This window comes from Janibacter cremeus (assembly GCF_013409205.1).
GTDB classification, from domain to species: domain Bacteria; phylum Actinomycetota; class Actinomycetes; order Actinomycetales; family Dermatophilaceae; genus Janibacter; species Janibacter cremeus.
In genome coordinates, this window is record NZ_JACCAE010000001.1 from 1307151 (window position 1) to 1332171 (window position 25021).

Below are 25021 nucleotides of genomic sequence, written 5' to 3' on the forward strand. Positions count from 1 at the left end.
GTGGGGGACAATCCGTGGCGTGAGCGACCAGATCCGCATCCCCATCGGCCTCCTCCCCCGTGACGGACGCTTCGGCTCCGGCCCCTCGAAGGTTCGCCTCGAGCAGGTCGAGCACCTGCAGCAGATCGCCACCAGTGTCATGGGCACCTCCCACCGGCAGGCGCCGGTGCGCTCGATCGTCGCCTCCCTGCGCGAGGGGCTGACGCAGCTCTTCGGCCTCCCTGACGGCTACGAGGTCGTCCTCGGCAACGGGGGGGCGAGCGCGTTCTGGGACATCGCCACCGTCGGGCTCGTCCGCGAGCGTTCCCAGCACCTGGTCTTCGGCGAGTTCTCCGGCAAGTTCGCCGCTGCTGCCACCCGCGCTCCCTTCCTCGCCGAGCCGAGCATCCGCTCGGCCGAGCCCGGGTCGTTGACCCATCCCCTCGCCGAGGCGGGCATCGACGCCTACGCCTGGCCGCACAACGAGACCTCGACCGGAGTCATGGCCCCGGTCGTGCGTCCCGAGGGCGCCGACCCCGACGCGCTGGTGCTCGTCGACGGGACCTCGGGCGCCGGCGGCCTGCCCGTGGACATCACGCAGACCGATGCCTACTACTTCGCCCCGCAGAAGTCCTTCGCCTCCGAGGGTGGGCTGTGGTTCGCCGTGCTCAGCCCGGCGGCGATCGCCCGGGCCGAGGAGCTCGCGGGCACCGACCGGTGGGTCCCGGCCTTCCTGTCCCTGACGAGCGCGATCGACAACTCCCGCAAGGACCAGACCCTCAACACCCCCGCGATCTCCACGCTGGCGCTCATGGACGAGCAGGTGCGCTGGATGAACGAGTCGGGTGGGCTGGGCTTCACCACTGCCCGCACCGCCGACTCCTCGGCCCGCATCTACGACTGGGCGGCGAAGGGGGCGCACACCACCCCCTTCGTCACGGACCCGGCGGCCCGCTCACGGGTGGTCGCCACGATCGACTTCGACGAGCAGATCGACGCGGCCGCCATCGCGGCGACGTTGCGCCGCAACGGGGTCGTCGACGTCGACCCCTACCGCAAGCTGGGACGCAACCAGCTGCGGATCGGGACCTTCCCGGCGGTCGACCCCGATGACGTCTCCGCTCTGCTGGCCTGCATCGACCACGTGGCCGAGCGACTCTGACGCCGCTGGACCCTAGACCAGCGCGGCGATGGCCGCGACGATGACGAGCGCGAAGAGCACGAAGAGCGTCATGTTGCGACGAAAGCGCGGGGTCATCGGGCCGCGACCTCGGCCTGGGCCTCGGGAGCCGGGCGGGTGACCCGCAGGTGCGGTCGCTGGCTGTAGGAGTAGCTCACCCGGACATTCTCGTGCCTGATCATCCAGCGGGCGACGGCGGCCAGCGTGATGCCGACCGCGATCGCACCGACGCCGACTGTCCAGCGCGGGCCGAGGACGTCGCCGACGACGCCGATGATCGGGGCGCCCAGCGGTTTACCTCCGACGAAGAGCGCCATGTACAACGCCATGACGCGTCCGCGCATCGACGGGTCGCAGCGCATCTGCACCATCGCGTTCGCGGTGGTCGTCGCGCTGAGCGCCGTCCCCCCGCATGCGGCGAGGGCGATGGCGAAGGTCCAGTAGGTGGGGGCGAGGGCTGCTGCGGTCGCGGCGATCGTGAAGCCGGTCAGCGAGATCAGCAGCACCCGCAGGCGGGGCTGGTTGCGCCGGGCGGAGTAGAGCGCCGCGCTGAGTGAGCCGATGGCCAGGATCGTGCCGAGCAGTCCGTAGCCCTGGGCGTCGCGGTCGAAGACCTCGGTGGCCATCAGGGCGATCGTCATCTGGAAGTTCAGGCCGAAGGTGCCCAGCACGAAGACGAGCAGCAGCACGAGCTGGATGTCGGGGCGTCCGCGCACGTAGCGCAGCCCCTCCCGGACGCCACCACGACCGGTGGCGCGGGGCGCCGGGCTCAGCTCGCTGGTGCGCATGAGGGTCAGCGCGAAGATCACCGCACCGAAGGACGCGGCGTTCAGCAGCAGCGCCGGGCCGGACCCGAAGGCGGCGATGACCAGGCCGGCCACACCCGGGCCGGCCAGGCGACCGAGGTTGAAGGAGGCGCTGTTGAGCGCGACGGCGTTGGCCAGGCGGTTCATCGGAACCATCTCGGAGACGAAGGACTGGCGGGCCGGGTTGTCGAAGGCGGTGGCCAGACCGGTCGCGAGGGCGATGAGGTAGAAGTGCCACAGCTGGGCGGTGCCGGTCACGACGAGCACGCCACCCACGAGGGCGGCCAGACCGAGCATCGCCTGGCTGACCATGAGCAGCGCCCGCTTGGGCACGCGGTCGATGACCGAGCCGGCCCACGGGGCGAGGGCCAGCATCGGCAGGAACTGCAGGCCGGTGACGATGCCCAGTGCCGTCGCGGAGTGGTCGGTCAGCATGGTGAGCACGACCCAGTCCTGGGCGGTGCGGCCCATCCAGGTGCCGGTGTTGGAGACGATCCCACCGGTGGCGTAGACGCGGTAGTTGCGCACGGACAGGGAGGCGAAGGTCGGGCTCATCGGGCGGCGATCCTCGTCAGGATCTCGGCGGCGTCGGTGAGGGTGGCCTGCTCGTGCGCGGTCAGCTCCTGCACGCGCTCGGACATCCAGCGGCCGCGCTGGCGACGGATCTGAAGGAGGGAAGCGCGGCCCGTGGCGGTCAGCTCGACGAGGACGCGGCGGCCGTCGTCGGGGTCGTCGTGCCGCTCGACCAGGCCCTCGTCGGCGAGGCAGCCGACGGTGCGGGTCATGCTCGGCGCGGAGACCTTCTCGATGTCGGCCAGGGCTCGGGGTGTCAGCGCTCCACGCTCGAGGCGGGCCAGCACACTGAACTGGTGGGGCGCGATCTCATCGGCGCCCTCGAAGCGGATGCGCCGGCTGATGCGCATGCACGCCAACCGCAGGTCCTCGCTGAGGGCGGCGACCTTCTTCGCAGTGAGGGCTCGGGTGGGGGTCTGGGTCAAGAGGCTCCTTTCGCGGGAATCACGTTAGCACAACTCATTACCTGTGCTAACTATTCCGTGAGGACCGGCCAGCAGCAGTCCGGGGTGGGAGTCCGCGCTGCGACGAGCCACGTGACCCTCCCCTCCCTTCAGCCTTCCCGGGCCGCGTTGCCCGAGGACGACCGGGTCATCCGCGCATGGCCGGGTCGTGAGCCGGGCATCGTCAGATTTCCCGGCCACGACGGGAGTTGCCGGCCCGGACGCACCCGGCGACCTCCACCGCGAGCCTGTGGATGACCCCACCGCGCGAAGGGGGGAATCGCGCCACCATGGCGGTGTGGACGCACGCACCCGGGCCCTGTTGACCGCCAATGGCCAGATCTGCACGACGAGTCAGCTGGGCGAGGCCGACGTGGACGAGCTCACGGTGGCTCGGCTGGTCCGGAGGGGCATTCTGGTGCGAATACGGCGTGGACTCTTCGCCGCTGGATCGGTCTGGCGCGAGGCCACCCCTGAGCAGCGACTGGGCTTGTGCACCCGGGCCGTGCTCGTGGACCGTCCCGGGGCGGCTGCCTCACACATGAGCGCCGCGGTCCTGCACGGGCTGCCGGCGTGGGGAGGCCCGGTCGCCAGGGTCGACGTCGTGTGCTCGACCCCACGCCGCCGGCTCCGCTCCGGCATCGGCCTCCACCCATGGCCTGCCGGCGTCACTCCTGTCGTGGTCGATGACAGGTCCGTCATGCCCGTGTCCGTCGCGATCGTCCAGTTGGTCGTCGAGCACGGGGTGCTCCCGGGGTTGGTGTGCCTTGATCGCGCGCTGCACGAAGGGCGCGTGACCACCGACACCGTGGCGAAGGCTGGTGACGACCTGGCACTGGGTCCACGGGCCCGACGTCGACTCGAACTCGTCATCGAGGGTTCGGACGCCGCGTGCGAGTCCGTCGGCGAGACCCGCACGCGTGTCCTGCTCACCGATCTCGGGATGGATGTCCGCAGCCAGGTCGACATCCATGACGCGACAGGGTTCGTCGGGCGGGTGGACTTCCTCGTGGGCGATCGGGTGATCGTGGAGTTCGACGGGATGGTGAAGTACGCGGGAGCGGATGGACGGCGGGCGCTGCAGCAGGAGAAGGCGCGCGAGGACCGATTGCGTGCCGCGGGATACATCGTGGTGCGCCTCGTGTGGGCAGACCTCGACAACCCCGAGCGGGTGTTCGACCTCGTCCAGCGAGCGATGCGCCGGGCAGCCTGACCCGGCAACCAGGCGCACTTGACCGAGCAGACGACTGGAGCGGCCGTGGGTCCGGGGACTGTCGTGGCCGGGTCCACCAGGACCGACCGGCACACCTCGGCATGGCCGGGACACGACGCAGCCGATCTCGGATGTCCCGGCCACCCCGAGACTTCCCGGCCACTTCGAGATTCGCCGGCCACGCCCCCTTCGCCCCGCCAGCCGGAGTGCTCGACAAGAGAAGCCCCGGCTTCGCAGGAGTATGAAACTCATGCGGAGCCGGGGCTTCTCGGGTCACCCGGGAATCGTGGGACTCAACTGACGCCGAGGACGTCCTTGATCGGGTCGATCGCGAAGTAGAGGACGAAGAGTACGCCGACGAGCCACATGAGCGGGTGGATCGCGGAGAACTTGCCGCGCACGATCTTGATGAAGACGTAGGTGACGAAGCCGGCGCCGATACCGGCGGTGATCGAGTACGTGAAGGGCATCAGGATGATCGTCAGGAACGCCGGGATCGCGATCTCCAGGTCGTCCCAGTCGATCTCCTTGACCTGCTGCATCATCAGGAAGCCGACCAGCACGAGCGCCGGCGTCGCGGCCTCGTAGGGGACGATCGAGACGAGGGGCGAGAGGAAGGTCGCGAGCAGGAAGAGGATGCCCGTGACGATCGAGGCCAGACCGGTGCGGGCGCCCTCGCCCACACCGGACGCGGACTCGATGTAGCTGGTGTTGGAGCTGACCGAGGCGGCACCACCGGCCGCCGCGGCGAGCGAGTCGACGACGAGGATCCGCTGCGAGTTGGGCGGGTTGCCCTCCTCGTCGAGCAGGTCGCCCTCGGCACCGACGGCGACCATCGTGCCCATCGTGTCGAAGAAGTCGGCGAGCAGGATCGTGAAGACGAGCAGCGAGGCGGAGACGATGCCGATCTTGTCGAAGGACCCGAGCAGGCTGAAGTCACCGATCAGGCCGAAGTTCGGCATCTCGAAGACCTGGCTCGGGATGGTCGGGACGTTCAGCCCCCAGCCGGTCGGGTTGACCATCTCGCCCTCGGCGTTGGTCTGGCTGCCGATGGAGAAGATCGCCTCGACGACGATCGCGAGCACGGTCGTACCGAGGATCCCGTAGAGGATCGCGCCGCGCACGCCGCGCACGTGCAGCGTGACGATGATGAAGAGGCCGATGACGAAGACGAGGAGTGGCCAGCCGGCGAGGAAGCCTCCGACGCCCAGCTCACCCAGGGGTCCCCCTTCGGCCTTGCGCACGAAGCCGGCGTCGACGAGGCCGACGACGGTGATGAAGAGGCCGATGCCGACACTGATCGCCGTCTTCAGTGGCGGGGGCACGGCGTGCAGCACCGCCTTGCGGAAGCCGGTGAGCACCAGCACCAGGATGATCAGGCCCTCGAGGACGATCAGCCCCATGGCGTCCGCCCAGGTCATCTCCGGCAGCTTGGCGATACCGAAGGCGACGAAGGCGTTCAGGCCCAGTCCGGCGGCCAGGGCCAGCGGGTAGTTGGCCACGACCCCCATCAGGAGGGTCATCACACCGGCGACGAGCGCGGTGGTCGCGGCGACCATCGCGAGGTTCGGCTCGTCACCGCCGCCGAGGAATCCGCCCGTCGAGTCGGCCTGGGTGCCGATGATCAGCGGGTTGAGGACCACGATGTAGGCCATCGTGAAGAAGGTCGCGACGCCGCCGCGGACCTCGCGAGCGACGGTGGAACCGCGTTCGGCGATCTTGAAATGGCGCTCGAGGACGGAGCCCTCGGTCGAAGGGCGCGCAGGAGTGCTCATGGGCGCCAATCGTAAGCGCGCCCGCGAGGGGGGCGCGCGCCGGGTTGCCGCTCACCAGCACCCACCCCCGGCTCACCGGGCCGGTCGGCGCCGAGCAGTCCTCAGAGGGCCTCGACGACCCCGTCGTCGAGGATCGGGGTCCCGACCTTCTCCGGCTCGGGGGCCGGCATGTCGATCTCGGAGTGCGCGCCGCAGCCGTGGTCCTTGCTGACGACACCGCCGTCGCTGGGGCTCCACTCGTTGGCGCAGACACCGAAGACCCGGCGCAGCTCGCCCGGCATCGGCAGGAAGTAACCGCACTCACCGCACGGCGCGGGGGCCTTGAGCGCGACCTCGGCCTTCGGGCCGTGGCTGCCGTCGTACCACCGTTGGGCAGCGGCGTCGCGCCCCTCGGCGGAGAGGACGCGGGTGCGGCCCAGGCCCAGCTCCCAGAGCGCGACGGCGTCGACGTCCTCCTCGCCGGTGGCCTCGAAGCCCCACTCGAGGTAGGGGTCCTCGTCGACCTTGGGGGTGACGTCGCCGGGACCGACGTCGCCGGGGGCGAGCCGCTGCGACCAGGGCAGCCACTCCGGGGCGAGGACCGCGCCCTCGCCCGGCAACAGCTGGGACTCGCAGACGGTCGCGGCCTTGGCGCGCGGCACCCGGGTGACGGTCACGGCCCAGCACCAGCCGCCGTAGCCGGGCAGGGTGGCCTCGAACCAGTGGGTGCCGAGGCGATCGGCATCGAGGGTGAAGCCGACGTGCTCGCCGACACCCTCACCCTTCGTCGCCTCGAGGAGCTCACGTCGAGCGGGCTCGACGGCCGCCGCGAGGACGGCATCGGTCTTGGTGCGCGGTGGCATGGTCAGCCCTCCAGGTCGTCGGCGACCCGACGCAGGACCTGGGCGAGCTGGGCGCCCTGGGCCCTCTCCGGGTATCGACCGCGACGCAGTCCGTTGGAGACGTTGTCGAGCAGCTTGATGACGTCCTCGACGATGCCGACCATCTCGTCGGCCGGCTTGCGATCACGCTGGCGCAGGTTCTTGGCCACGCTCGGCGGGGCGTCGATGATGGTCACGGACAGCGCCTGGGCGCCGCGGCGTCCCTCGACGACTCCGTAGTCGACGCGCGTGCCGCCCTTGATGGTCGACTCGCCCTCGGGCAGGGCATTGGCGTGCAGGAAGACATCCTCGCCGTCGTCCCCGGAGATGAAGCCGAAGCCCTTCTCCGCGTCGTACCACTTGACCTTGCCAGTGGGCACCGTGCACCTCGTTGCTCGACAGTTGCTCGTACTCGTTTCAACGGGCGTGCGACAACGCACGCCCGGACCAAGGTTAACCCGTGGGGCGCGCCCGGCCCCAACGGCGAGGGTTCCTAGCCGATCTCGATGCCCCACTGGCCCGTCCACGTGGCCCCGGGCTGCAGGTCGATGACGCCCTCGCCCGAGTTGAAGGCGTCCGGCGGGCAGGCCAGGGGCTCGACGGCGATGCCGGTCGCCAGTCCCTCGCCGAGGCTCGCCGGGGTGGAGCGCCCGGTGAAGACCTGCACCCAGTCCAGCCCGGGCCCACCCCACAGGCGGGTGGTGCGGCCAGCGGGCCCACCCTCGAGGGTGACCGTCCAGCAGCCGTCGGGTCCGCGCTCCAGACCCGTGTACGCGTTGTCGATGTCCCGGTCGCCGAGTGGCTCCCCACCGCGCAGGTCGAAGGGGGAGTCCGCCACCTCGTGCGTCCCGACCGGCAGCTTCCGGTCGGGATCGACGAGCACGACCCGGTCGGCGGGCACGGTCAGTCGCGCCTGCGATGCCGGGGTGGAGCCCAGGGCGAGGTAGGGGTGGGCGCCGTACCCGACGGGCGCGGCGTCGTGGCCGACGTTGGTGATGGTCGTGGCGCAGGTCAACCCGCGTGGGTCGACCTGCCAGGCGACCCGCGCCTCGAGGGCGAAGGGGTAGCCCGGCCGCGGGTGGAGCGTGTGCACCAGCACGACCCGGTCCTCATCACGCTCGGTCGGGCGGAAGGCCTCCCACCGCACGAGTCCGTGGCTGGCGTTGTCGGTGGACCGCTCGGTGATCGGCAGCTCGTGCTCGCGCCCGTCGAAGCGGTATCGCCCGTCGCGGATGCGGTTGGGCCACGGCACGAGCAGCTGCCCGCGCCCCGCCGGCGCCATGTCACCCACCGGGTACCCGGCCACGACGTCGACCCCGGCGACGGTGAGCGTGCGCAGCCCACCGCCCACCTCGACGACTACGGCCTCGACGTCACCGCTGGTCAGCTGCCACTGGGTACCTGTCGGGGGGAGTGCCATGACTCCAACATAGGCCGACGAGATCGTCGTGGGGCGCGACGCAGGCAGCCTCGAAGGATGGGGCACTCCCGGGTACCCGGATCGGGTCGTCGGCTGTCGCTCGCCCGGGAGAGGATGGGCCGGTGAGTGCCCTCCCCCGTGATGTCCGCGCCGACGAGATCGGCCGCGGCCTGCCCGGCTTCTGGCGGGCCCTGCCCCGCGAGGGACGCTTCCTGCTGTCGACGGTCGCCCTGCAGCACCTGGGGCGCGGGATGACGTTGCCCTTCACCGTCATCTACCTCCACGAGGTGCGCCATCTCTCGCTCGACACCGCGGGCACCGTCATGGCCGTCCTCGCGCTCGTCGCGGCGGTCATGTCCGGACCGATGGGCAGCCTGACCGACGCGATCGGGGCACGCTGGATGCTCATCATCGCCGGGGTCGCCCAGAGCCTGGGGGCGCTCGTCATGGCCTTCGCGACGAGTGCGGCCGTGGCCTTCGCCGCCGCCGCGCTCATGGGTCTGTCCGCCGGCATCGGCTGGGCCGCGGGCAACACCTTCATCTCGGCGCTCGTGCGCGGGCCCCTGCGGCAGCGCTACTTCGGGGTGAACTTCGCTCTGCTCAACCTCGGCATCGGTGCGGGCGGGCTCCTCGCCGGGATGTTCGTCGAGGTCTCGCGTCCGGTGACCTTCGAGGCGATCTACCTCGTCGACGCCGTCCTCATCCTCATCCCCGGCATCTGGCTGCTCGGGCCGCTGCGGCACGTCACCGCCCGCTCCGCGCACCCGGCCGAGGACGCCGCTCCTGCCAGCTACCTCACGGTGCTGCGACTGCCCGGTATGCGGTGGATCCTGCTCATCGGCCTGATCACGAGCTTCGTCGGCTACGGCCAGCTCGAGGCGGGCATCCCCGCGTTCGCCCGCGGCGTCTCGCAGGTGAGCACCGAGGCCATCGGAGTTGCCTTCGCCGTCAACACCGCTGTGATCGTGCTGCTGCAGTTCTGGGTCCTCCAGCGGATCGAGGGCCACCGGCGCACCCGGGTCGGTCTGGTCATGCTCGGCATCTGGCTCCTGGCCTGGCTGGCCCTCGGCGCGAGCGGTCTGCTGCCGGGCACGCTGACCGCCGCCGTCCTGGTCGTCGCCTTCCTGGGCCTCTTCGGTCTCGGCGAGACGCTGCTGCAACCGACTCTGCCCGTCATGGCCAACGATCTGGCCCCCGACCACCTGCGCGGACGGGTCAACGCCATCCAGTCCGCCGCCTTCATGTCCGGCGGCGTCATCGGTCCGGTCGTGGCGGGGGTCCTGCTCGAGCGCGGGCTGGCGACGCTCTTCCTCGCCGCGATCGTCGCCGGGCTGCTCCTCGTCGCCTGGCTGATGCTGCGTCTGGAGCACCTGATCTCCCCGGAGGTCAACGGCATCGCGCCCACCACCGAGCGACAGCCGGTGAGCCCGAGCGCTGCCCCGTAGGCCCGGCGCGTCGGGGTGAACTACCGTGGATCGGTGCGCTCCCTCGCCGAGGACATCCGCCACCGCACCGACGAGGAGCTGGTGGCCCTGCTGGAGCTGCGCCCGGACCTGGCCCGGCCGCAGCCCGCCGACCTGACCGCACTCGCCGCGCGCGCCAGCACCCGGGCGAGCACCGCCCGTGCCATCGACCACCTCGACTTGCCGCACCTGAGCGCCCTGCAGGCCTGCCTCGTCGTCGGGGTCGACGCCCCTGCCGTCGCCGGCCTGCTGGGCACGCACGAGTCGCGCGCCGCCGAGCTCGTCGAGGACCTCGCCCGGGCCGCCCTGCTCTGGGAATCGGCCACCGGTCGGCAGGTCGCCGGCAGTGTGGTCGAGGTCCTGGGTCCACACCCTGCCGGGCTCGGCGCCCCGGCCGGCTCACTCGCACACACCCTGCCGGACGACCTCCCCGGCGCCATCGAGTCCGTCGGGACCGAGGCCGAGCGCGTCCTGCACCGGATCGCCTGGCACGGTCCGACCGCGGCCCGGCCCTCGGACACGACCAGCCGCACGGGTCAGGCGGTCGGGGGCCTCCTCGACGCGGGACTGCTCGTCGCCGTCGACGCCGAGCACGTCACTGCCCCCCGCGAGGTCGGTCTGGCCGTACGCGGGGGCCGTCTCCTCGATGGCCCGCTGGACGAAGGCGATGTCGTTGGGTCCCATCACCAGCGTGGGCGGCGGGACGGGGCACCGGAGGGGGCTGACCCCGCCCCGGTCCGTGCGCTCGAGGACGTCGACCGGGCAGCCACCGCTGCCGCGACCGAGCTGGTCGCCCTCGTCGACGAGCTGCTGGACCGCGTCGAGGCGATGCGTCCTCGCGTCCTGCGCAGCGGCGGCCTGGCGGTGCGCGACCTGCGCACCCTCGCCTCCCGCATGGACCTCGACGAGGCGAGTGCGACCCTCCTGCTCGAGCTGGCCCTCGGCGCCGCGCTGGTCGCTGACGACCGGGCCCTGGAGCCGACGTGGCGGCTGACCACCGAGGTGGAGGCCTGGCGCTCCCTCGACCCGGCGCACCGCTGGGTGGCTCTCGCACAGCCGTGGCTGACCTCCCTTCGCTCCTGCGTCGTCCCGGCCCCCGACGATGGTGGCCGGGTCAATGCCCTGTCCGAGGGCCACGTCTGGCCGCCGATCCGGCCGCTGCGCCGCGAGGTGCTGACGATCCTCGCGGAGTTGCCCGAGGGCTGCGCCCCCGAGACCGACCGGGTCGTCGATCTGCTGCGCCGACGGCGTCCCCGACGGATGCCCCACGACGTCGAGAGCGTCGTCGCCGGACTGCTGCGCGAGGGCGAGGTGCTCGGGGTCACCGGGCGGCACGCCCTCGGCACCGCGGGTCGGACCCTCCTCGAGAGCTCGGACCGGGCGGCCGGGGTCCTCACCGACTTCGTGCCCGACCCCGTCGACCGGCTTCTGCTCCAGGCGGACCTCACCGCGATCGTGCCCGGCACGCCCGTCCCCGAGCTGGCGGCCCTGCTGCGTCGCAGCGCCGTGCTCGAGTCCCGCGGAGGCGCCGGGGTGCACCGGTTCAGCGAGCAGAGTCTGCGCGGGGCGCTGGACTCGGGATGGACGGCCGACGACCTGCTGGAGGCCCTGGCTCGGTTCAGCGCGACCGAGGTCCCACAACCGCTGGACTACCTCGTCCGCGACGTCGCCCGCCGGCACGGCCAGCTGCGGGGCGGGGCCGCGGGCAGCTATCTGCGCGGTGACGACCCGACGCACCTGGAGGCACTGCTCGCGCACCGCGATCTGAGCCACCTGCAGCTGCGCCAGATCGCGCCCACGGTGCTCATCTCGCCCGTCGGGCCGGCCGTGCTCATCGAGGCCCTGCGCGAGGCCGGCCAGACCCCGGCACTGGAGGGCTCGGGCGGCGTCGTCGCCACCACGCCGACGGCCTCGCGGGTCAGTCCGCGTCGGGACCGTCCGGTCACCGACGTCCAACCCGACCCGGCACCGATCGTCCTCGCCCGGCTGCGCGAGGGGGAGGATGCGGCCGAGCGCCAGCGTGCCCAACCCGGCGACGGGTCACCGGTCATCCCGGCGCTGGACCCGGCGAGCACCTCGGCCCTGCTGCGGGAGGCCGCCGCGGACCGGTTGCCGGCGTGGATCGGCCTCACCGACTCGGTCGGCGCGACCAAGCACCTCCTCTTCCACCCGGTCGCCGTCGACGGTGGTCGCGTCATCGGCGAGGTCGACGCCAAGCCGCAGGTCTACTCACTGCACCGGATCACCGGCGTGGTCGTCGACGGCTGAGGCGATCAGGCGCCGGAGAGTGCCTTGACCACCCGCGAGGCGGAGGGCTTGCCGAGCTGCTGGGCCATCCACACGCTCGTGGCGACCAGCTTGTCGAGGTCGAGCCCGGTCTCCACGCCCGCGCCGTTGAGCATCCAGACGAGGTCCTCGGTCGCGAGGTTGCCGGTCGCGGACTTGGCGTAGGGGCAGCCGCCGAGGCCACCGGTGGAGGCGTCGACGACGCTGACGCCGGCGCGCAGAGCGGTCAGCGTGTTGGACAGGGCCTGACCGTAGGTGTCGTGGAAGTGCACGCCGATCCGGTCCATCCCGATCCCCCGCTGCTCGAGCGCGGCGAGCAGTGCCTCGACGTGGCCGGGCGTGCCCGTTCCGATCGTGTCGCCGACGGAGAGCTGGTCGCAGCCCAGATCCATCAGCTCGGCGCACGCGTCGGCCACCCGGTCGACGGGCACCGGGCCCTCCCACGGGTCGCCGAAGCACATCGACACGTAGGCCCGCACCCACATTCCGGCGTCCTGCGAGCGCTTCACGACCGGCGCGAACATCTCGACCGACTCCTCGCGGGAGCGGCCCAGGTTCTTCTGCGCGAAGGCCTCCGTCGCGCTGCCGAAGATCGCCACGGCCTCGACATCGGCCTCCATGGCGCGGTCCAGTCCGCGCTCGTTGGGCACGAGGACGGGACGAAGGGGGCTGCGGCCCACCTCGTCGAGGTCGGCCAGCAGCTCACTCGCGTCGGCGAGCTGCGGCACCCACCTCGGGTGGACGAAGGAGGTCGTCTCCACGGTCTCCAAGCCTGCGTCGAGCAGACGGCGGATGAACTGCGCCTTCACCTGCGTCGGGACGGTGTCCCTCTCGTTCTGCAGGCCGTCCCGCGGCCCGACCTCGTACACGGTGACCTTCGGCGGCAGACCCGTCATCGGCTCCGACTGCGGCAGTGCAATGGACGACATGGGTCCATTGTGACGCATCCCGTACCGTGGTCAGCGGCTCAGTGCAGGGCTGACCGAGAGGACACGAGGACATGACCCAGGACCCCCACCAGAGCGGAGCGTCGGACCCGTACGGCGCCTCGCAGCCATCCCGGCCGGACGCCACCGGCGGTCAGCTGCCGGACTACCGGCCAGCCGCGACCGGCGGTCCCGGTCAGGTACCCCCCGGCTCGATGCCCCCCGGCCAGATGCCCGGCCCCGGCCAGTACGGCAACCCCACTCCGACGAACACCTCCGCGGTCGTGCTGAGCGTGATCTCGGGGGTCCTGACCCTCTCGGGCATCTGCTGCCTCGTCGGCCTCATCCCGTTGATCTTCGGCATCCTGGGCCTCACCCAGAACGCGAGCGACCCCGAGCACGCGAAGAAGATGACCCGCATCGGCTGGATCACCCTCGTGCTGCTCAGCCTGGTGGTCCTCGTCGCGATCATCGGGGTCGTCCTCTTCGCGACCATGGGGGGACCCTCGACCGACGGGTACACATCGCTGTGATGACCGACGGCGCTCTGATCGTCCAGAGCGACAAGACCCTCCTGCTCGAGGTGGACCACGACAAGGCTGCCGATGCACGCCGGGCCATCGCCCCCTTCGCCGAGCTGGAGCGCGCCCCGGAGCACATCCACACCTACCGGGTCACCCCACTGGGCCTGTGGAACGCGCGCGCTGCCGGCCACGACGCCGAGCAGGTCGTCGACGCCCTGGTCACCCACTCGCGCTACCCGGTCCCGCAGGCGCTGCTCGTCGACATCGCGGACACGATGGATCGCTACGGGCGCCTCGTGCTGGAGAAGGACGGCGACCAGCTCGTCCTGCGCACGACCGACCGCGCGGTGCTCACCGAGGCCCTGCGGCACAAGAAGATCAAGCCGCTCGTCGGTGAGCAGCTCTCCCCCGACGAGGTCGTCGTCCACCCCTCCGAGCGGGGCACCCTCAAGCAGGAGCTGCTCAAGGTCGGCTGGCCCGCCGAGGACCGCGCCGGCTACGTCAACGGCGAGGCGCACCCGATCGCGCTCACCGAGGACGGCTGGAGCCTGCGGCCCTACCAGCAGCACGCGGTCGACGGGTTCTGGGACGGCGGCTCCGGCGTCGTCGTCCTCCCCTGCGGCGCAGGCAAGACGCTCGTCGGCGCGGGTGCGATGTCCGCGGCGAAGGCCACCACCCTGATCCTCGTGACCAACACCGTCAGCGCACGGCAGTGGCGCGAGGAGCTGCTGGCCCGCACGACGCTGACCGAGGACGAGATCGGCGAGTACTCCGGGGCGCGCAAGGAGGTGCGCCCGGTGACCATCGCGACCTACCAGGTGCTCACCCTCAAGCGGAAGGGCGCCTACCCGCACCTCGACCTGCTCGACGCCCGCGACTGGGGCCTGATCGTCTACGACGAGGTGCACCTGCTGCCGGCGCCGATCTTCCGGATGACCGCCGACCTGCAGGCCCGCCGCCGTCTCGGGCTGACCGCGACGCTGGTGCGCGAGGACGGCCGCGAGGCGGACGTCTTCTCGCTCATCGGGCCCAAGCGCTTCGACGCGCCGTGGAAGGACATCGAGGCACAGGGATACATCGCCCCCGCCGACTGCGTCGAGGTGCGGGTGACCCTCAGCGATGCCGAGCGGATGGCCTACGCGACCGCCGAGGCCGAGGACAGGTACCGGCTGGCCTCGTGCTCACCGGCCAAGCCTGGCGTGGTGCGCCGGATCGTCGACCAGCACCAGGGCGAGCCGACCCTGGTCATCGGCCAGTACCTCGACCAGCTGCACGAGCTGTCCGAGCAGCTGGACGCGGACCTGATCACCGGCGAGACCTCGGTCACGGTGCGCCAGGAGCTCTTCGCCGACTTCCGCGAGGGCCGCACCAACCTGCTCGTCGTCTCCAAGGTGGCCAACTTCTCCGTCGACCTGCCCGAGGCGACCGTGGCCATCCAGGTCAGTGGGACCTTCGGCTCGCGCCAGGAGGAGGCCCAGCGCCTGGGCCGGCTGCTGCGCCCCAAGGAGGACGGCCGCACCGCGCACTTCTACACCGTCGTCGCCCGGGACACCGTCGACGCGGAGTTCGCCGCGCACCGCCAGCGCTTCCTCGCCGAGCAGGGCTACGCCTACCGGATCGTCGACTCCGACGACCTCTGAGCGCGGGCGTCGTTTCGAGGCTTCGGCCACTGGCGGCCTGCGCAGCGAGCGTCTGGCAGACGAGGGCGAGCCCCTGAGGCGCTTGCCCAGCAAGCGTCACGAAGGGCGGGACCTCGAGGCTCCTCGCTGACGCTCGTCACACCTCGGCCAGCGCGAGGCATGGTCAGAGGATCGACTCGAGGGCTCCTCGCTGGCGCTCGTCACACCTCGGCCAGCGCGTGGAATGGTCAGGCGTGGCCTCGAGGCTCCTCGCTGACGCTCGTCACACCTCGGCCAGCGCGTGGAATGGTCAGGCGTGGCCTCGAGGCTCCTCGCTGACGCTCGTCACACCTCGGCCAGCGCGTGGAATGGTCAGAGGATCGACTCGAGGAAACGCTGGGTGCGCTTGTGCTGCGGGTTGCTCAGCAGGTCGTCGGGTTTGCCCTGCTCGAGGATCTGACCGCCGTCGAACATCATCACCTTGTGCGAGACGTCCCGGGCGAACTGCATCTCGTGGGTGACGATGAGCATCGAGATGTCCGTCTCGTCGGCGACCTTGCGCAGGACGCCGAGCACCTCACCGACGAGCTCGGGGTCGAGCGCAGAGGTGACCTCGTCGAGCAGCAGGATCTCCGGGTCCATCGCGAGCGCACGGGCGATCGCCACGCGCTGCTTCTGGCCACCGGAGAGCTGGCTCGGACGGGCACCGGAGCGGTCACCCAGACCGACCTGGTCGAGCAGCTCCTGCGCCCGGTCCCTGGCCTGCTTCTTGTTCCGACCGAGCACGTTGATCGGTGCCTCGGTGATGTTCTCCAGGACCGTCATGTTCGGGAAGAGGTTGAAGTGCTGGAAGACCATGCCGATCTTCTTGCGGGTCTTGGCGACCTCCTTCGGACGCAGCTCCACCCGCTGGTTGTTGCGGCGGTCGTGGGTCAACGGCTCGCCGTTGATCCAGATGTAGCCGCCGGTCAGGTGCTCCAGCGTCATGACCAGGCGCAGGATCGTCGTCTTGCCCGAACCACTGGGCCCGATGAGTGTCACCCGCTCACCCGGGGCGACATCGAAGTTGAGATCTGACAGCACGGTCGTCTCGCCGAACTTCTTCTCCACGTCCTCGAAACGGATGACCGGGGTGCCACCCGTCGGCGGAGTGGGCGTGGCAGCGGTCTCGGACTCAGTAGACAAGGGACTTCTCCAACTTTCGGACGGCCACGGCCGTGATGAGGCTCGCGACGAGGAAGATCAGACCAGCCAGGGTGAAGGCCTCGTTGTAACGGAAGGTGTTGCCGCCGTACTGGTAGGCGACGCGCACCATCTCCACGACGTAGATGCCGAAGAGGTAGGGCGTGTCCTTGAACATCGAGATCGCCCAGTTGCCCAGGGACGGGAGCGTCGCTCGCAGCGCCTGCGGCAGCACCACCGCCCCCCACGTGCGACCGGTCGAGAAGCTGAGGGCCTTGGCGGCCTCCCACTGGCCCGGGTCGACCGAGGCAATACCGGCGATGTAGGACTCCGCCATGTACATCGCGTAGTGCACGCCGATGACGACGGTACCGATCCACAGCGGCGGCCAGTCCGGAGGGACCATGTACAACACGAAGATCAACTGCACGATCAGCGGCGTCATCCGGATGACGTCCATGAGCCATCGCAACGGCACCGACAGGAACCGCGGGATGCTCTCCGTGGCCACCGCCAGGATCAGACCGAGTATCGCCGCGATCGCCGTGCCGATGACGGTGATGAGCAGAGTGACCTTGAGGAAGGCCTCGAGCAGCTGCGGGAAGACTTCTGCCGCTGCCTCCCAGCTCCAGAACTGGTCGAAGGAGTCGGTCATCGACCACAACTGGAGGGCCAGGAGCACGCCGATGACGGCGAAGACGCTGAAGACGTACCAACCGATGCGGGTCAGGCGCTTGGCCGCGGGGTGGTCCTCGGCGTTCTTGCGCCAAGCGAGGATCCCCACGACGAGCGCTGGTAGGCCAAGGCCGGCCGCGAGCGTCAGCAGGACGGAGCAGACGAGCAGGGTGATGTGGGACCGAGTCAGCGGCACCGACTCGCGGGTCGTGCCGGCGGTGGTGGTCGTGGTACTCACAGGCTCGCCCCCGCTCCGGCGTGCGCACTACCCACGGGCATCCCGAGCTTGCGCTTTGCCCGCTTCTCGAGCAGACGCACACCTTGGGAGCCCAGCAGGGCGATCAGGTAGTAGATGAGGAATCCGATCGCGTAGGCGAAGAGCGTCGACCCGGCGTCCCGGCGCAGCTCATCGACCTGGTAGGCCAAGTCCTGCAGGGAGATGAAGAGGGCGACCGCGGTGCCCTTGATGAGCATCACGAGCAGGTTGTTGTACCCGGAGAGCATGAGCGCCCAGGCCTGCGGCCAGATCACGCGGCGCATCCGGGTCAGCGGCGACATGTTCAGGGCGGTCGCGCCCTCCCACTGGCCCTTGTCCACGGAGTTGATCGAGCCACGCACGATCTCGGCGCCGTAGGCACCGTAGTTCAGGCCCAGGGCGATGATGCCCGTGATCACGGCATCCATGCTGATGTCGAAGAGGATCGGGAGCACGAAGTACAGCCAGAACAGCTGGACGACCAGCGAGGTGCCCCGGAAGAACTCGACGATGACTGTCGCCACCCAGCGGACGAAACCGACGGGGGAGATGCTCAGCAGCCCGAGCGTGACGGAGGCGACGAAGGCCAAGAGGGCCCCGCCCAGACTGAGCTGCAGCGTCGTGATGACACCGTCACTCAGATAGGGCAGGGCACCCTTGAGCGCTTCGAATTCGTCGTTCACCTGGATCAGTCCGAGACGGCCTCGGACTGCGTGGCGTCGGGCAGCTCGCCCTTGCAGAGCTGCTCAGTGGTGATCTCACCCTTGGGACGCTCGGCATCGGTGAAGCCGAACTCACCGACGACGTCGAGGAAGGTCTGCTCGTCGCCGACGATCTTGTCGATCTCCTTGTTGTAGGCCTCGCGCAGCTCGTCGTCGCCCTTGCGGAAGACGGTCGCGCCCGCACCGACCTGCTTCTTTCCGTCGACGATGGCGGTGAACGGATCGGTCACGTCGACGTCCGCGTCCGGGTTGTTCTCCGCCATGGTGCGCAGCGAGATACCGGTCAGGGCGAAGGCGTCGGCGCGCTCCTGCAGGACCGCGTCCATGCCGTCCTGCGGGCTGCCGACCTCCATCTTGTTGATCCCGAGATCGTCGGAGTAGCCGGACTCGATGGCGCCGCTCATGACGGCGAGCTTCAGGTCGGCGTCCGCGACGTCGTGCATGTCGTTGACGTCCTCGGGGTTGCCCTTGGGCGTCATCAGGGCCGTCGTGTACATGATCTCCGGGTGGCCGAAGGCGGCCTGCTCACACCGGTCGGGCAGGATCGACATGCCCGCCGAGACGATGTCGAAGCGTCCGGCGTTCAGGCCCGGAATGAGGGAGCCCCACTCGGTCTGCACGCCCTTGACCTCGTCGACGCCCATCTCACCGAAGACCTTCTTGTGGATCGCGATCGTCGCGCCGGTGAGCTCACCGTCCTTCTTGAAGGAGTAGGGCTCCTCTCCGGCGATGCCGACGGTGATCACGCCGTCGTCCTTGATCTTGGCCAGGGTGTCGCCACCCTTGTCGCTGCTGCCCCCGTCGTCGGATGATCCGTCGGATCCCCCGTCACCGCAGGCGGCCATCGTCAGGGCCAGCGCCGCGGCAGCGGTCCCTGCCAGCATTCGTGTGCTGCGCATATTGCTCCTCCTCCGTCTGAACATTCTCTTGACTTCAACAGGTCCGACCTCGCCCCCACAAGCACCGCGGCCCGCATCACGGCCTTCGTTACGGCACTGCAACCTGTTTGGTCCCTGCACAGAACGGGTCGGGGAGTGGACTCGTCACAGGTTGCTGTCAGCGGACACTCAGAATTCAGGCGCACACTCGAGGGTGTGAGTACCCACGAGACCGCCCCCGGAGAGAGTCCACGACTGCTCGTCGTGGAGGACGAGCCGAACATCCGCGAGCTCCTCGCGACCTCCCTGCGCTTCGCCGGCTTCGAGGTCGACGTCGCCGGCGACGGGGCCACCGCGCTGGACATCGTCCACCGGGTGGAGCCTGACCTGATCGTCCTGGACGTCATGCTGCCCGACACCGACGGGTTCGAGATCGCCTCGACCCTGCGCACCAGCGAGCGTCATCAACCGATCCTCTTCCTCACCGCCCGCGACTCCCTCGACGACAAGCTCAAGGGCCTGACCGTCGGCGGTGACGACTACGTGACCAAGCCCTTCTCCCTCGAGGAGGTCATCGCCCGCATCCGGGTGATCCTGCGTCGCACCACGGACGTGCCCTCCTCCGAGTCCATCCTGAGCTTCGCCGATCTCGAGCTCGACGACGACGCCCACGAGGTGCGCCGCGCCGGCGTCTCGATCGACGTCTCCCCGACCGAGTTCAAGCTGCTGCGCTACCTGATGCTCAACCCCAACCGGGTGCTGTCGAAGACCCAGATCCTCGACCACGTCTGGGACTACGACTTCCGCGGCGAGCTCGGCATCGTCGAGTCCTACATCTCCTACCTGCGCCGCAAGATCGACGCCGGTGACCTACCGCCGTTGATCCACACCAAGCGCGGCTTCGGGTACGTTCTCCGTCTCCCCCCGGAGTAAGGACGCCATGCACAGGATCAGCGAGCTGGTCGTCAGCCGCCTGGAGAGGATGCCCCTCACCTGGCGGCTGATCGCCATCCTGCTGGCCATCCTGCTGGCCGCGCTGACGACGACGGCGGTGGCGACGGCCTTCCTGCTCCAGCGTGATCTCGAGCAGAACGTCGACGAGCAACTGCGCGCGGTCGCGATCCCCCTCGCCGAGGACAACGTCTCCTCCCCCCGCGACCCCGCCTTCTACGAGCGCAGGGCCCGGTCCGGCCCGACCAACTTCTTCCTCCTGCACCAACCCGCGGACGGCTCGTCGTGGCAGTACCAGGGGCCCACCGGCATGCACATCCACCCCGACGTCCCGCCGCTGTCACCGGACAGCCGACTCGTGCAGACCGGGGCGCCCTTCACCGTCGAGTCCGTCGACGGTGACATGCGGTGGCGGGTCATCGCCGGGCGCTACACCGACAACTCGACGTTCGCCGTCGGGATGTCCCTCGCCGGCGTCAACCAGACGGTGCGGTGGTTCAAGATCGTCTCCACGGTGGTCGGTCTCGTCGCGGTCGTGGCCGGTGGGGTCCTCGGGTGGTACGCGACCCGACGGGCCTTCCGCCCCCTTCGTCGGATCGAGGACACCGCCGCTGCCATCGCCGCCGGCGACCTGACCCGACGCGTCCCCGTGCGGTCGAGCCGTGACGAGGTGGCCAGCCTCAGCGACTCGCTGAACTCGATGCTCGTGCAGATCGAGCGCAGTTTCGGTGTTCAGGAGGCCTCGGAGCTGAAGATGCGCCAGTTCGTCGCGGACGCCAGCCACGAGCTGCGCACTCCCCTGGCGACGGTGCGCGGCTACGCCGAGTTGTACCGCCAGGGCGCGGTCCAGGACCGCGAGCACGTCGAGCAGGCGATGGACCGCATCGAGGGTGAGGCCCGGCGGATGGGCGGTCTCGTCGACGACCTGCTGGTCCTCGCCCGCCTGGACGACCAGCGCCCGCTGGAGTGGGCCGACATCGACCTGGTCGTCCTGTCCGCCGAGACCGTCCACGACGCGCGCGTGCGCATGCCGGAACGCTCGATCTCCCTCGTCGGCCTCGACGGTGAGCTGGAGCCGGTCACGCTGCGCGGGGACGACGGCCGGCTGCGCCAGGTCCTCGGCAACCTGCTGGCCAATGCCCTGATGCACACGGACGAGGACGTCCCGGTCGAGGTCGCAACCGGCCTCGAAGGGGAGACAGCCGTCCTCGAGGTCCGCGACCACGGCGCGGGCATCGACCCGAAGGTGGCCGAGCGGGTCTTCGAGCGCTTCTACCGCGTCGACAAGGCCCGCTCCCGGGCCCGGGGTGGCAGTGGTCTCGGCCTGGCGATCGTCGCGGCGATCGTCGACCAGCACGACGGCACCGTGAGCGCAGGGGCCACTCCCGGGGGTGGAGCGACCTTCCGTGTCGAGATCCCGACCGCGACGGGACCGCGCCCGTCCCGCCGCTGAGGCGTCGCACCCAGCGGCCGGTCAGCAAATGCCAAGGGACATCCGAACTACGCGAGGCACTGTGGAGGGGAAGCCACGACCAAGGAGTTCGCGATGGACCAGCAGCCGACCACACCACAGATGCCCTATCAGCCCCAGCCTCCGCGCCCGCGCCGTCGTGGGCGACGCCTCGGCGAGCTGGCGACCGTCTCCGTCCTCTCGGCCGCCCTGGCCGCCGGTGGCACCTGGGGCGTGATCTCGGTGACCGACCAGGGCCCGGGCTCGTCCGGCACCGAGGCTGCCGCCGGCTCGTCCTCGTCGTCGACCACGTCCCAGGCCGTACCGGTCAGCACCGGGGCCAAGGAGTCCCCGGACTGGAATGCCGTCACCGACGCAGTCACCCCGAGCGTCGTCGCCGTCGGGGTCCGCGGACAGCGGGCCGGCGGCGAGGGGTCCGGGGTGGTCCTCGACGCGCAGGGGCACGTGCTGACGAACAACCACGTCGTCACCGGCGCCGGACCGAGCCCGAAGATCACCGTCACACTGGCCGACGGCGCGACCTACGACGCGACGATCACGGGGACCGACCCCTCGACGGACCTGGCCGTGCTGACGATCGCCGACCCCCCGAAGGACCTCACCCCGATCACCGTCGGGTCCTCGAAGGACCTGCAGGTCGGTGACCCGGTCATGGCCGTGGGCAACCCGCTCGGCCTCGCCGGGACGGTCACCACCGGCATCGTCAGTGCCCTCGACCGTCCGGTCTCGACCGCCCGGAGCGAAGGGGGCGAGAGCTCCGCCTTCGCGCAGCAGGAGCAGCCCGTGGTCACCGCTGCCATCCAGACCTCCGCCGCGATCAACCCGGGCAACTCGGGCGGCGCCCTCGTCGACGCCTCCGGACGGCTGGTCGGGATCAACTCCTCGATCGCCAGCGTGGGCGGATCCGGCCAGAGCGGAAACATCGGGATCGGCTTCGCCATCCCTGCGAACGAGGCGGCGTGGATCGCCGAGCAGCTGATCGAGGACGGCGAGGCCGAGCACGCCTTCCTCGGTGTGGTACCGACGGACGGGAAGGCCCAGGAGGGTGCCGCGACCCACAGCGGCGCCCAGATCAGCAAGGTGAGCGACGGGAGCCCGGCCGACGAGGCCGGCCTGACGGACGGCGACCTCGTGGTCGCCGTCGGCGACTCCCAGGTGAGCGGGGCCGAGTCCCTCGTCGGTCTCATCCACGCCCGCAAGATCGGCTCGCAGGCCCCGGTGACCATCATCCGCGACGGTGAGAAGAAGACGATCGACGTCACCCTCGGGACGGCGCCCGAGCGCAACGCCTGAGCAATCACAGCGGACTCCCAGTCCGATATCAGCACCTCCCAAGGGCGAAGGTGCACAGTGGGACACAGGAGCACAGAAGACGGAAGTCAGGCCGCCCCGATCGTTCCCTCCCCCGACTCGGGGCCGGCTTCCTTCGCTCCTGCAGGGGTACTCCCCCGCCTTTGGGTGTGGCGTCTGAAGGCGGTGTTGAGTAGCCGGACTCATGCCCCCGGTGTGCGTAATCCGCACACTGGGGGCATGAGCATGTCCGGCGATTCGACACTCCAGTCCGTGCGCGCCCTCGAGGACCAGTTCGCCGAGGCGATGTCGCGCATGTACGTCGTCGGCAACGACCTCGCCCGGCTGCGCGCCCGCCTCGACCACGAGGTCTCACCGCAGCAGTGGGTACCTGCCGCGGAGGCCGAAGTACCGATCGGAGGGCCGACCGGAGCGGTACCGCACGTGGCCCCACCGGCGGCGCCCGTCGCGACCGGCGCAGGTGTACCCGCTGCTCCTGCTGCGCCCGGCACGGTGACGGCACCACCGGTGGCCCACGCCCCCTTCGCCGGAGCCCAGCCGCCCAAGGCCCCACCCGGGCGTCCACCCCTCCCAGCCACCCCGTGGTGGCAGCGTGATGGCCTCGTCGCCCGTCTGCTGGCCGTCGTCGGCACCGGCATCACGCTCATCGGGGTGGCCTTCCTGCTGGCGCTGGCGATCCAGATGGGTTTCTTCGGGCCCCTGGCCCGGGTCGTCAGCGGAACGCTCCTGGCCGCTGGTCTCGTGATCGCCGCAATCATCGTGCGTCGACGCCAGGCCAGCACGGCCGGTGCGCTCGGCCTGGCCGCGACCGGTATCGCCACGGCCTACCTCGACGTCATCGCCATCACCGCCGTCTACGAGTGGGTACCCGCGGCGGTCGGCCTCATCATCGCCGGTCTGGTCGCGATCGGCGGCCTCCTGCTCGCCCGGGCCTGGGACAGCGAGCTGCTCGGTGGCATCGCCGTCCTCGGCGTGGCCGCGCTCGCACCGGGGATCGCCCACGACCAGATGCTGCTCGTGGGGCAGTTCCTCCTGGTGTTGACGCTCGCCTCGTGGCCGGCCCAGATCTCGCGGCGGTGGCACGTGCTCGAGCTGGTCCGGATCATCCCCACCGCGACCGTCATCGCCCTGTTGCCGGCCTTCGCCGAGCCGATCGGCACGGTCATCCTGCTCGCCGTCGTACTGGCCGGGTTCGTCCTCGCGACCAGCCTTGCGGGCGTGAAGGTCGACAGGATTCCGGCACAGACCGGGATCGCGGTCCCGATCGTCGCCGTGCCGGTGCTCTCCGCCGCCCTGGGATCGCAGCGGGCGACCGGTGCCACCCTGATGATCGGGCTGACCCTCGCACTCGTCGTCGTCGCGGCCGTCACGGCGGGACGTCGCAGGAGGGAGGGCGTCGGCTCGGACACGCTGCTCCTGGCCGGGTGCTGCCTGTACACGGCGGGGGTCACGTCCTTGGTGTCCGCGGCACTCCTGACGGACGGAAGCGGCTGGGTCACCCCGGCGCTGCTCGTGGTCTGCGTGCTGTGGGCCGGTGCCGCACTCGCGCTCCGCGACCGCACCGTCCTGGGCGCCACCCTGCTGACGTGCGTCCTGCCGCTGCTGCTCACAGCGGCCCTCGTGCCCTACGCGATCGACCGCGGCCTGGCGAGGCAGGTCGAGCCCGCCCATCTCGCGGCGGCCGCGCTCGCCGTCGTCCTCCTGCTCCTCCTTGCCCAGACCCTCGCCAAGGTCCACCCGCGGGTGACGGTCGCGGTGCGGGCCCTGCTCGCGGGGGCGCTCCTCGGCGCGGGCGGTGCCGTCATCATCGCCGGCGCCCTGGTGGGCAGCCTGGCCGAGGACCCGCAGGGTGGTTTCACGGCCGGCCAGACCGGCGCGACGGTCCTGTGGCTGTCGACGGCTGCCGTGCTCCTGCTGCGTGGCCTGCGCGGCTCGGCCGTCGCCGTCCCGGCGGGTTTGGCCATCACGGCCCTGAGCGTCGGCAAGCTGCTCTTCTTCGACCTGTCCTTCCTCGACGGTGTCCCCCGGGTGCTCAGCTTCATCGTGGGCGGTCTCATCGTGCTCGGCATGGGCGCCGGCTATGCACAAGCACTCGAGCGGTCGCGTCGGGAGCCGGGTGCTGTGGACAACTCCGAGAGCGATCCGCGTGATGCCCATACGGTCTGAGGGAGCGCCGGATCGACCGGCCCTGATCACCGAAGGGGACAGTATGAGCAGCTTCACCGTCAACACCGAGCGCATCGCGGGCAGCGCCTCCGACATCTCGCAGATCTCCGAGGAGGTCGAGAGCTCCGTCGCCGCGATGATGACCCGCCTGACCCAGCTGCAGAGCGACTGGACCGGCGCGGCCTCGGGCTCCTTCCAGGAGTTGGTCAGCGACTGGCGCGCCACGCAGCGCACGGTCAAGGAGAGCCTCGACGAGATCTCCCGCGTCCTGGCCGAGGCCGGCCAGACCTACGCCTCCACCGAGGACGGGGTCAAGGCGTCCATGGGGCGCTGAGGATCGGC

At 70.5% G+C, this 25021-nt stretch carries 22 protein-coding genes; 11 read left to right on the forward strand and 11 right to left on the reverse strand.

The window, feature by feature from the left end; genetic code table 11:
* Window positions 1-19: 19 nt before the first annotated feature.
* Window positions 20-1141, forward strand: coding sequence for a phosphoserine transaminase (serC, locus tag BJY20_RS06145; RefSeq protein WP_185990713.1), 1122 nt, complete (start codon window positions 20-22; stop codon window positions 1139-1141).
* A 92-nt stretch (window positions 1142-1233) separates the two neighbouring features.
* On the opposite strand, the gene BJY20_RS06150 is transcribed toward serC, so the two are convergent.
* Both BJY20_RS06150 and BJY20_RS06155 read right to left on the reverse strand, forming a co-directional pair.
* Window positions 1234-2520, reverse strand: coding sequence for an MFS transporter (locus tag BJY20_RS06150; protein ID WP_185990714.1), 1287 nt, complete (start codon window positions 2518-2520; stop codon window positions 1234-1236).
* Complete coding sequence (locus BJY20_RS06155) at window positions 2517-2963, reverse strand: MarR family winged helix-turn-helix transcriptional regulator (protein ID WP_246297119.1); 447 nt, start codon at window positions 2961-2963, stop codon at window positions 2517-2519. Before BJY20_RS06155 ends, BJY20_RS06150 begins: the two co-directional genes overlap by 4 nt.
* A 316-nt stretch (window positions 2964-3279) precedes the next feature.
* Here BJY20_RS06155 and BJY20_RS06160 point away from each other — a divergent pair, with 316 nt between their 5' ends.
* Window positions 3280-4194: a type IV toxin-antitoxin system AbiEi family antitoxin domain-containing protein gene (locus BJY20_RS06160; protein ID WP_185990715.1), complete on the forward strand. Its 915-nt coding sequence runs from the start codon at window positions 3280-3282 to the stop codon at window positions 4192-4194.
* A gap of 293 nt (window positions 4195-4487) precedes the next feature.
* On the opposite strand, the gene BJY20_RS06165 is transcribed toward BJY20_RS06160, so the two are convergent.
* The 4 genes from BJY20_RS06165 to BJY20_RS06180 form a co-directional block, all read right to left on the reverse strand.
* Entirely contained in the window at window positions 4488-5969 is a 1482-nt protein-coding gene (locus BJY20_RS06165) for an NCS2 family permease (protein WP_185990716.1), read from the reverse strand.
* Between the two features lie 101 nt (window positions 5970-6070).
* Window positions 6071-6811 carry a DUF3027 domain-containing protein gene (locus BJY20_RS06170; RefSeq protein ID WP_185990717.1) on the reverse strand — a complete coding sequence of 247 codons (741 nt, stop codon included), beginning with the start codon at window positions 6809-6811 and terminating at the stop codon, window positions 6071-6073.
* 2 nt (window positions 6812-6813) lie between these two features.
* Window positions 6814-7209, reverse strand: a complete 396-nt coding sequence (locus tag BJY20_RS06175; protein WP_185990718.1) for a cold shock domain-containing protein — start codon at window positions 7207-7209, stop codon at window positions 6814-6816.
* A 113-nt stretch (window positions 7210-7322) separates the two neighbouring features.
* The gene (locus tag BJY20_RS06180; RefSeq protein ID WP_185990719.1) at window positions 7323-8249 is read right to left on the reverse strand and encodes an aldose 1-epimerase family protein; all 927 of its coding nucleotides are present in this window, start codon (window positions 8247-8249) and stop codon (window positions 7323-7325) included.
* A gap of 122 nt (window positions 8250-8371) precedes the next feature.
* Here BJY20_RS06180 and BJY20_RS06185 point away from each other — a divergent pair, with 122 nt between their 5' ends.
* Together BJY20_RS06185 and BJY20_RS16420 are read left to right on the forward strand one after the other, a co-directional pair.
* Window positions 8372-9694 (forward strand): MFS transporter, encoded by a 1323-nt coding sequence (locus tag BJY20_RS06185; RefSeq protein ID WP_185990720.1) that lies wholly within the window; start codon window positions 8372-8374, stop codon window positions 9692-9694.
* A gap of 33 nt (window positions 9695-9727) precedes the next feature.
* Window positions 9728-11980 (forward strand): helicase-associated domain-containing protein, encoded by a 2253-nt coding sequence (locus BJY20_RS16420; RefSeq protein WP_185990721.1) that lies wholly within the window; start codon window positions 9728-9730, stop codon window positions 11978-11980.
* 5 nt (window positions 11981-11985) lie between these two features.
* On the opposite strand, the gene BJY20_RS06195 is transcribed toward BJY20_RS16420, so the two are convergent.
* On the reverse strand, window positions 11986-12927 hold the full coding sequence (locus BJY20_RS06195; protein ID WP_185990722.1) for a hydroxymethylglutaryl-CoA lyase: 942 nt from the start codon (window positions 12925-12927) through the stop codon (window positions 11986-11988).
* A 71-nt stretch (window positions 12928-12998) separates the two neighbouring features.
* Between BJY20_RS06195 and BJY20_RS06200 the strand changes: the two genes are divergently transcribed.
* Together BJY20_RS06200 and BJY20_RS06205 are read left to right on the forward strand one after the other, a co-directional pair.
* The gene (locus BJY20_RS06200; RefSeq protein WP_185990723.1) at window positions 12999-13457 is read left to right on the forward strand and encodes a hypothetical protein; all 459 of its coding nucleotides are present in this window, start codon (window positions 12999-13001) and stop codon (window positions 13455-13457) included.
* Window positions 13457-15088 carry a DNA repair helicase XPB gene (locus BJY20_RS06205; protein WP_185990724.1) on the forward strand — a complete coding sequence of 544 codons (1632 nt, stop codon included), beginning with the start codon at window positions 13457-13459 and terminating at the stop codon, window positions 15086-15088. Before BJY20_RS06200 ends, BJY20_RS06205 begins: the two co-directional genes overlap by 1 nt.
* A gap of 351 nt (window positions 15089-15439) precedes the next feature.
* Here BJY20_RS06205 and ehuA read toward each other — a convergent pair whose 3' ends face one another.
* The 4 genes from ehuA to ehuB are packed head-to-tail and all read right to left on the reverse strand — an operon-like array spanning window position 15440 to window position 18801.
* Window positions 15440-16252, reverse strand: coding sequence for an ectoine/hydroxyectoine ABC transporter ATP-binding protein EhuA (gene ehuA / locus BJY20_RS06210; protein WP_221935255.1), 813 nt, complete (start codon window positions 16250-16252; stop codon window positions 15440-15442).
* On the reverse strand, window positions 16242-17162 hold the full coding sequence (locus BJY20_RS06215; protein ID WP_343062792.1) for an amino acid ABC transporter permease: 921 nt from the start codon (window positions 17160-17162) through the stop codon (window positions 16242-16244). The genes ehuA and BJY20_RS06215 overlap by 11 nt, the downstream gene beginning before the upstream one ends.
* Complete coding sequence (ehuC, locus tag BJY20_RS06220) at window positions 17159-17863, reverse strand: ectoine/hydroxyectoine ABC transporter permease subunit EhuC (protein ID WP_185990725.1); 705 nt, start codon at window positions 17861-17863, stop codon at window positions 17159-17161. Before ehuC ends, BJY20_RS06215 begins: the two co-directional genes overlap by 4 nt.
* Window positions 17864-17868: 5 nt before the next feature.
* Window positions 17869-18801 carry an ectoine/hydroxyectoine ABC transporter substrate-binding protein EhuB gene (gene ehuB, locus BJY20_RS06225; protein ID WP_185990726.1) on the reverse strand — a complete coding sequence of 311 codons (933 nt, stop codon included), beginning with the start codon at window positions 18799-18801 and terminating at the stop codon, window positions 17869-17871.
* Between the two features lie 195 nt (window positions 18802-18996).
* On the opposite strand from ehuB, the gene BJY20_RS06230 reads away from it, so the two are divergent.
* From BJY20_RS06230 to BJY20_RS06250, 5 genes are all read left to right on the forward strand, one after another.
* Window positions 18997-19713, forward strand: coding sequence for a response regulator (locus BJY20_RS06230; protein ID WP_185990727.1), 717 nt, complete (start codon window positions 18997-18999; stop codon window positions 19711-19713).
* A 7-nt stretch (window positions 19714-19720) separates the two neighbouring features.
* The gene (locus tag BJY20_RS06235) at window positions 19721-21184 is read left to right on the forward strand and encodes a sensor histidine kinase (protein WP_185990728.1); all 1464 of its coding nucleotides are present in this window, start codon (window positions 19721-19723) and stop codon (window positions 21182-21184) included.
* Between the two features lie 93 nt (window positions 21185-21277).
* Complete coding sequence (locus tag BJY20_RS06240) at window positions 21278-22495, forward strand: S1C family serine protease (RefSeq protein WP_246297120.1); 1218 nt, start codon at window positions 21278-21280, stop codon at window positions 22493-22495.
* Window positions 22496-22732: 237 nt separating this feature from the next.
* Window positions 22733-24679: a DUF2339 domain-containing protein gene (locus tag BJY20_RS06245; RefSeq protein WP_185990729.1), complete on the forward strand. Its 1947-nt coding sequence runs from the start codon at window positions 22733-22735 to the stop codon at window positions 24677-24679.
* Window positions 24680-24722: 43 nt separating this feature from the next.
* A complete protein-coding gene (locus tag BJY20_RS06250) occupies window positions 24723-25013 on the forward strand; it encodes a WXG100 family type VII secretion target (RefSeq protein ID WP_246297121.1) in 291 nt (96 codons plus the stop codon).
* Window positions 25014-25021 lie beyond the last annotated feature (8 nt).

Coding starts and splice junctions, on each gene's coding strand:
- BJY20_RS06150 (WP_185990714.1), bottom strand. CDS start 2,520: ATGAGCCCGACCTTCGCCTCCCTGTCCGTGCGCAACTACCGCGTCTAC.
- BJY20_RS06165 (WP_185990716.1), bottom strand. CDS start 5,969: ATGAGCACTCCTGCGCGCCCTTCGACCGAGGGCTCCGTCCTCGAGCGC.
- BJY20_RS06170 (WP_185990717.1), bottom strand. CDS start 6,811: ATGCCACCGCGCACCAAGACCGATGCCGTCCTCGCGGCGGCCGTCGAG.
- BJY20_RS06180 (WP_185990719.1), bottom strand. CDS start 8,249: ATGGCACTCCCCCCGACAGGTACCCAGTGGCAGCTGACCAGCGGTGAC.
- BJY20_RS06195 (WP_185990722.1), bottom strand. CDS start 12,927: ATGTCGTCCATTGCACTGCCGCAGTCGGAGCCGATGACGGGTCTGCCG.
- BJY20_RS06200 (WP_185990723.1), top strand. CDS start 12,999: ATGACCCAGGACCCCCACCAGAGCGGAGCGTCGGACCCGTACGGCGCC.
- BJY20_RS06205 (WP_185990724.1), top strand. CDS start 13,457: ATGACCGACGGCGCTCTGATCGTCCAGAGCGACAAGACCCTCCTGCTC.
- ehuB (WP_185990726.1), bottom strand. CDS start 18,801: ATGCGCAGCACACGAATGCTGGCAGGGACCGCTGCCGCGGCGCTGGCC.
- BJY20_RS06235 (WP_185990728.1), top strand. CDS start 19,721: ATGCACAGGATCAGCGAGCTGGTCGTCAGCCGCCTGGAGAGGATGCCC.
- BJY20_RS06240 (WP_246297120.1), top strand. CDS start 21,278: ATGGACCAGCAGCCGACCACACCACAGATGCCCTATCAGCCCCAGCCT.
- BJY20_RS06245 (WP_185990729.1), top strand. CDS start 22,733: ATGAGCATGTCCGGCGATTCGACACTCCAGTCCGTGCGCGCCCTCGAG.
- BJY20_RS06250 (WP_246297121.1), top strand. CDS start 24,723: ATGAGCAGCTTCACCGTCAACACCGAGCGCATCGCGGGCAGCGCCTCC.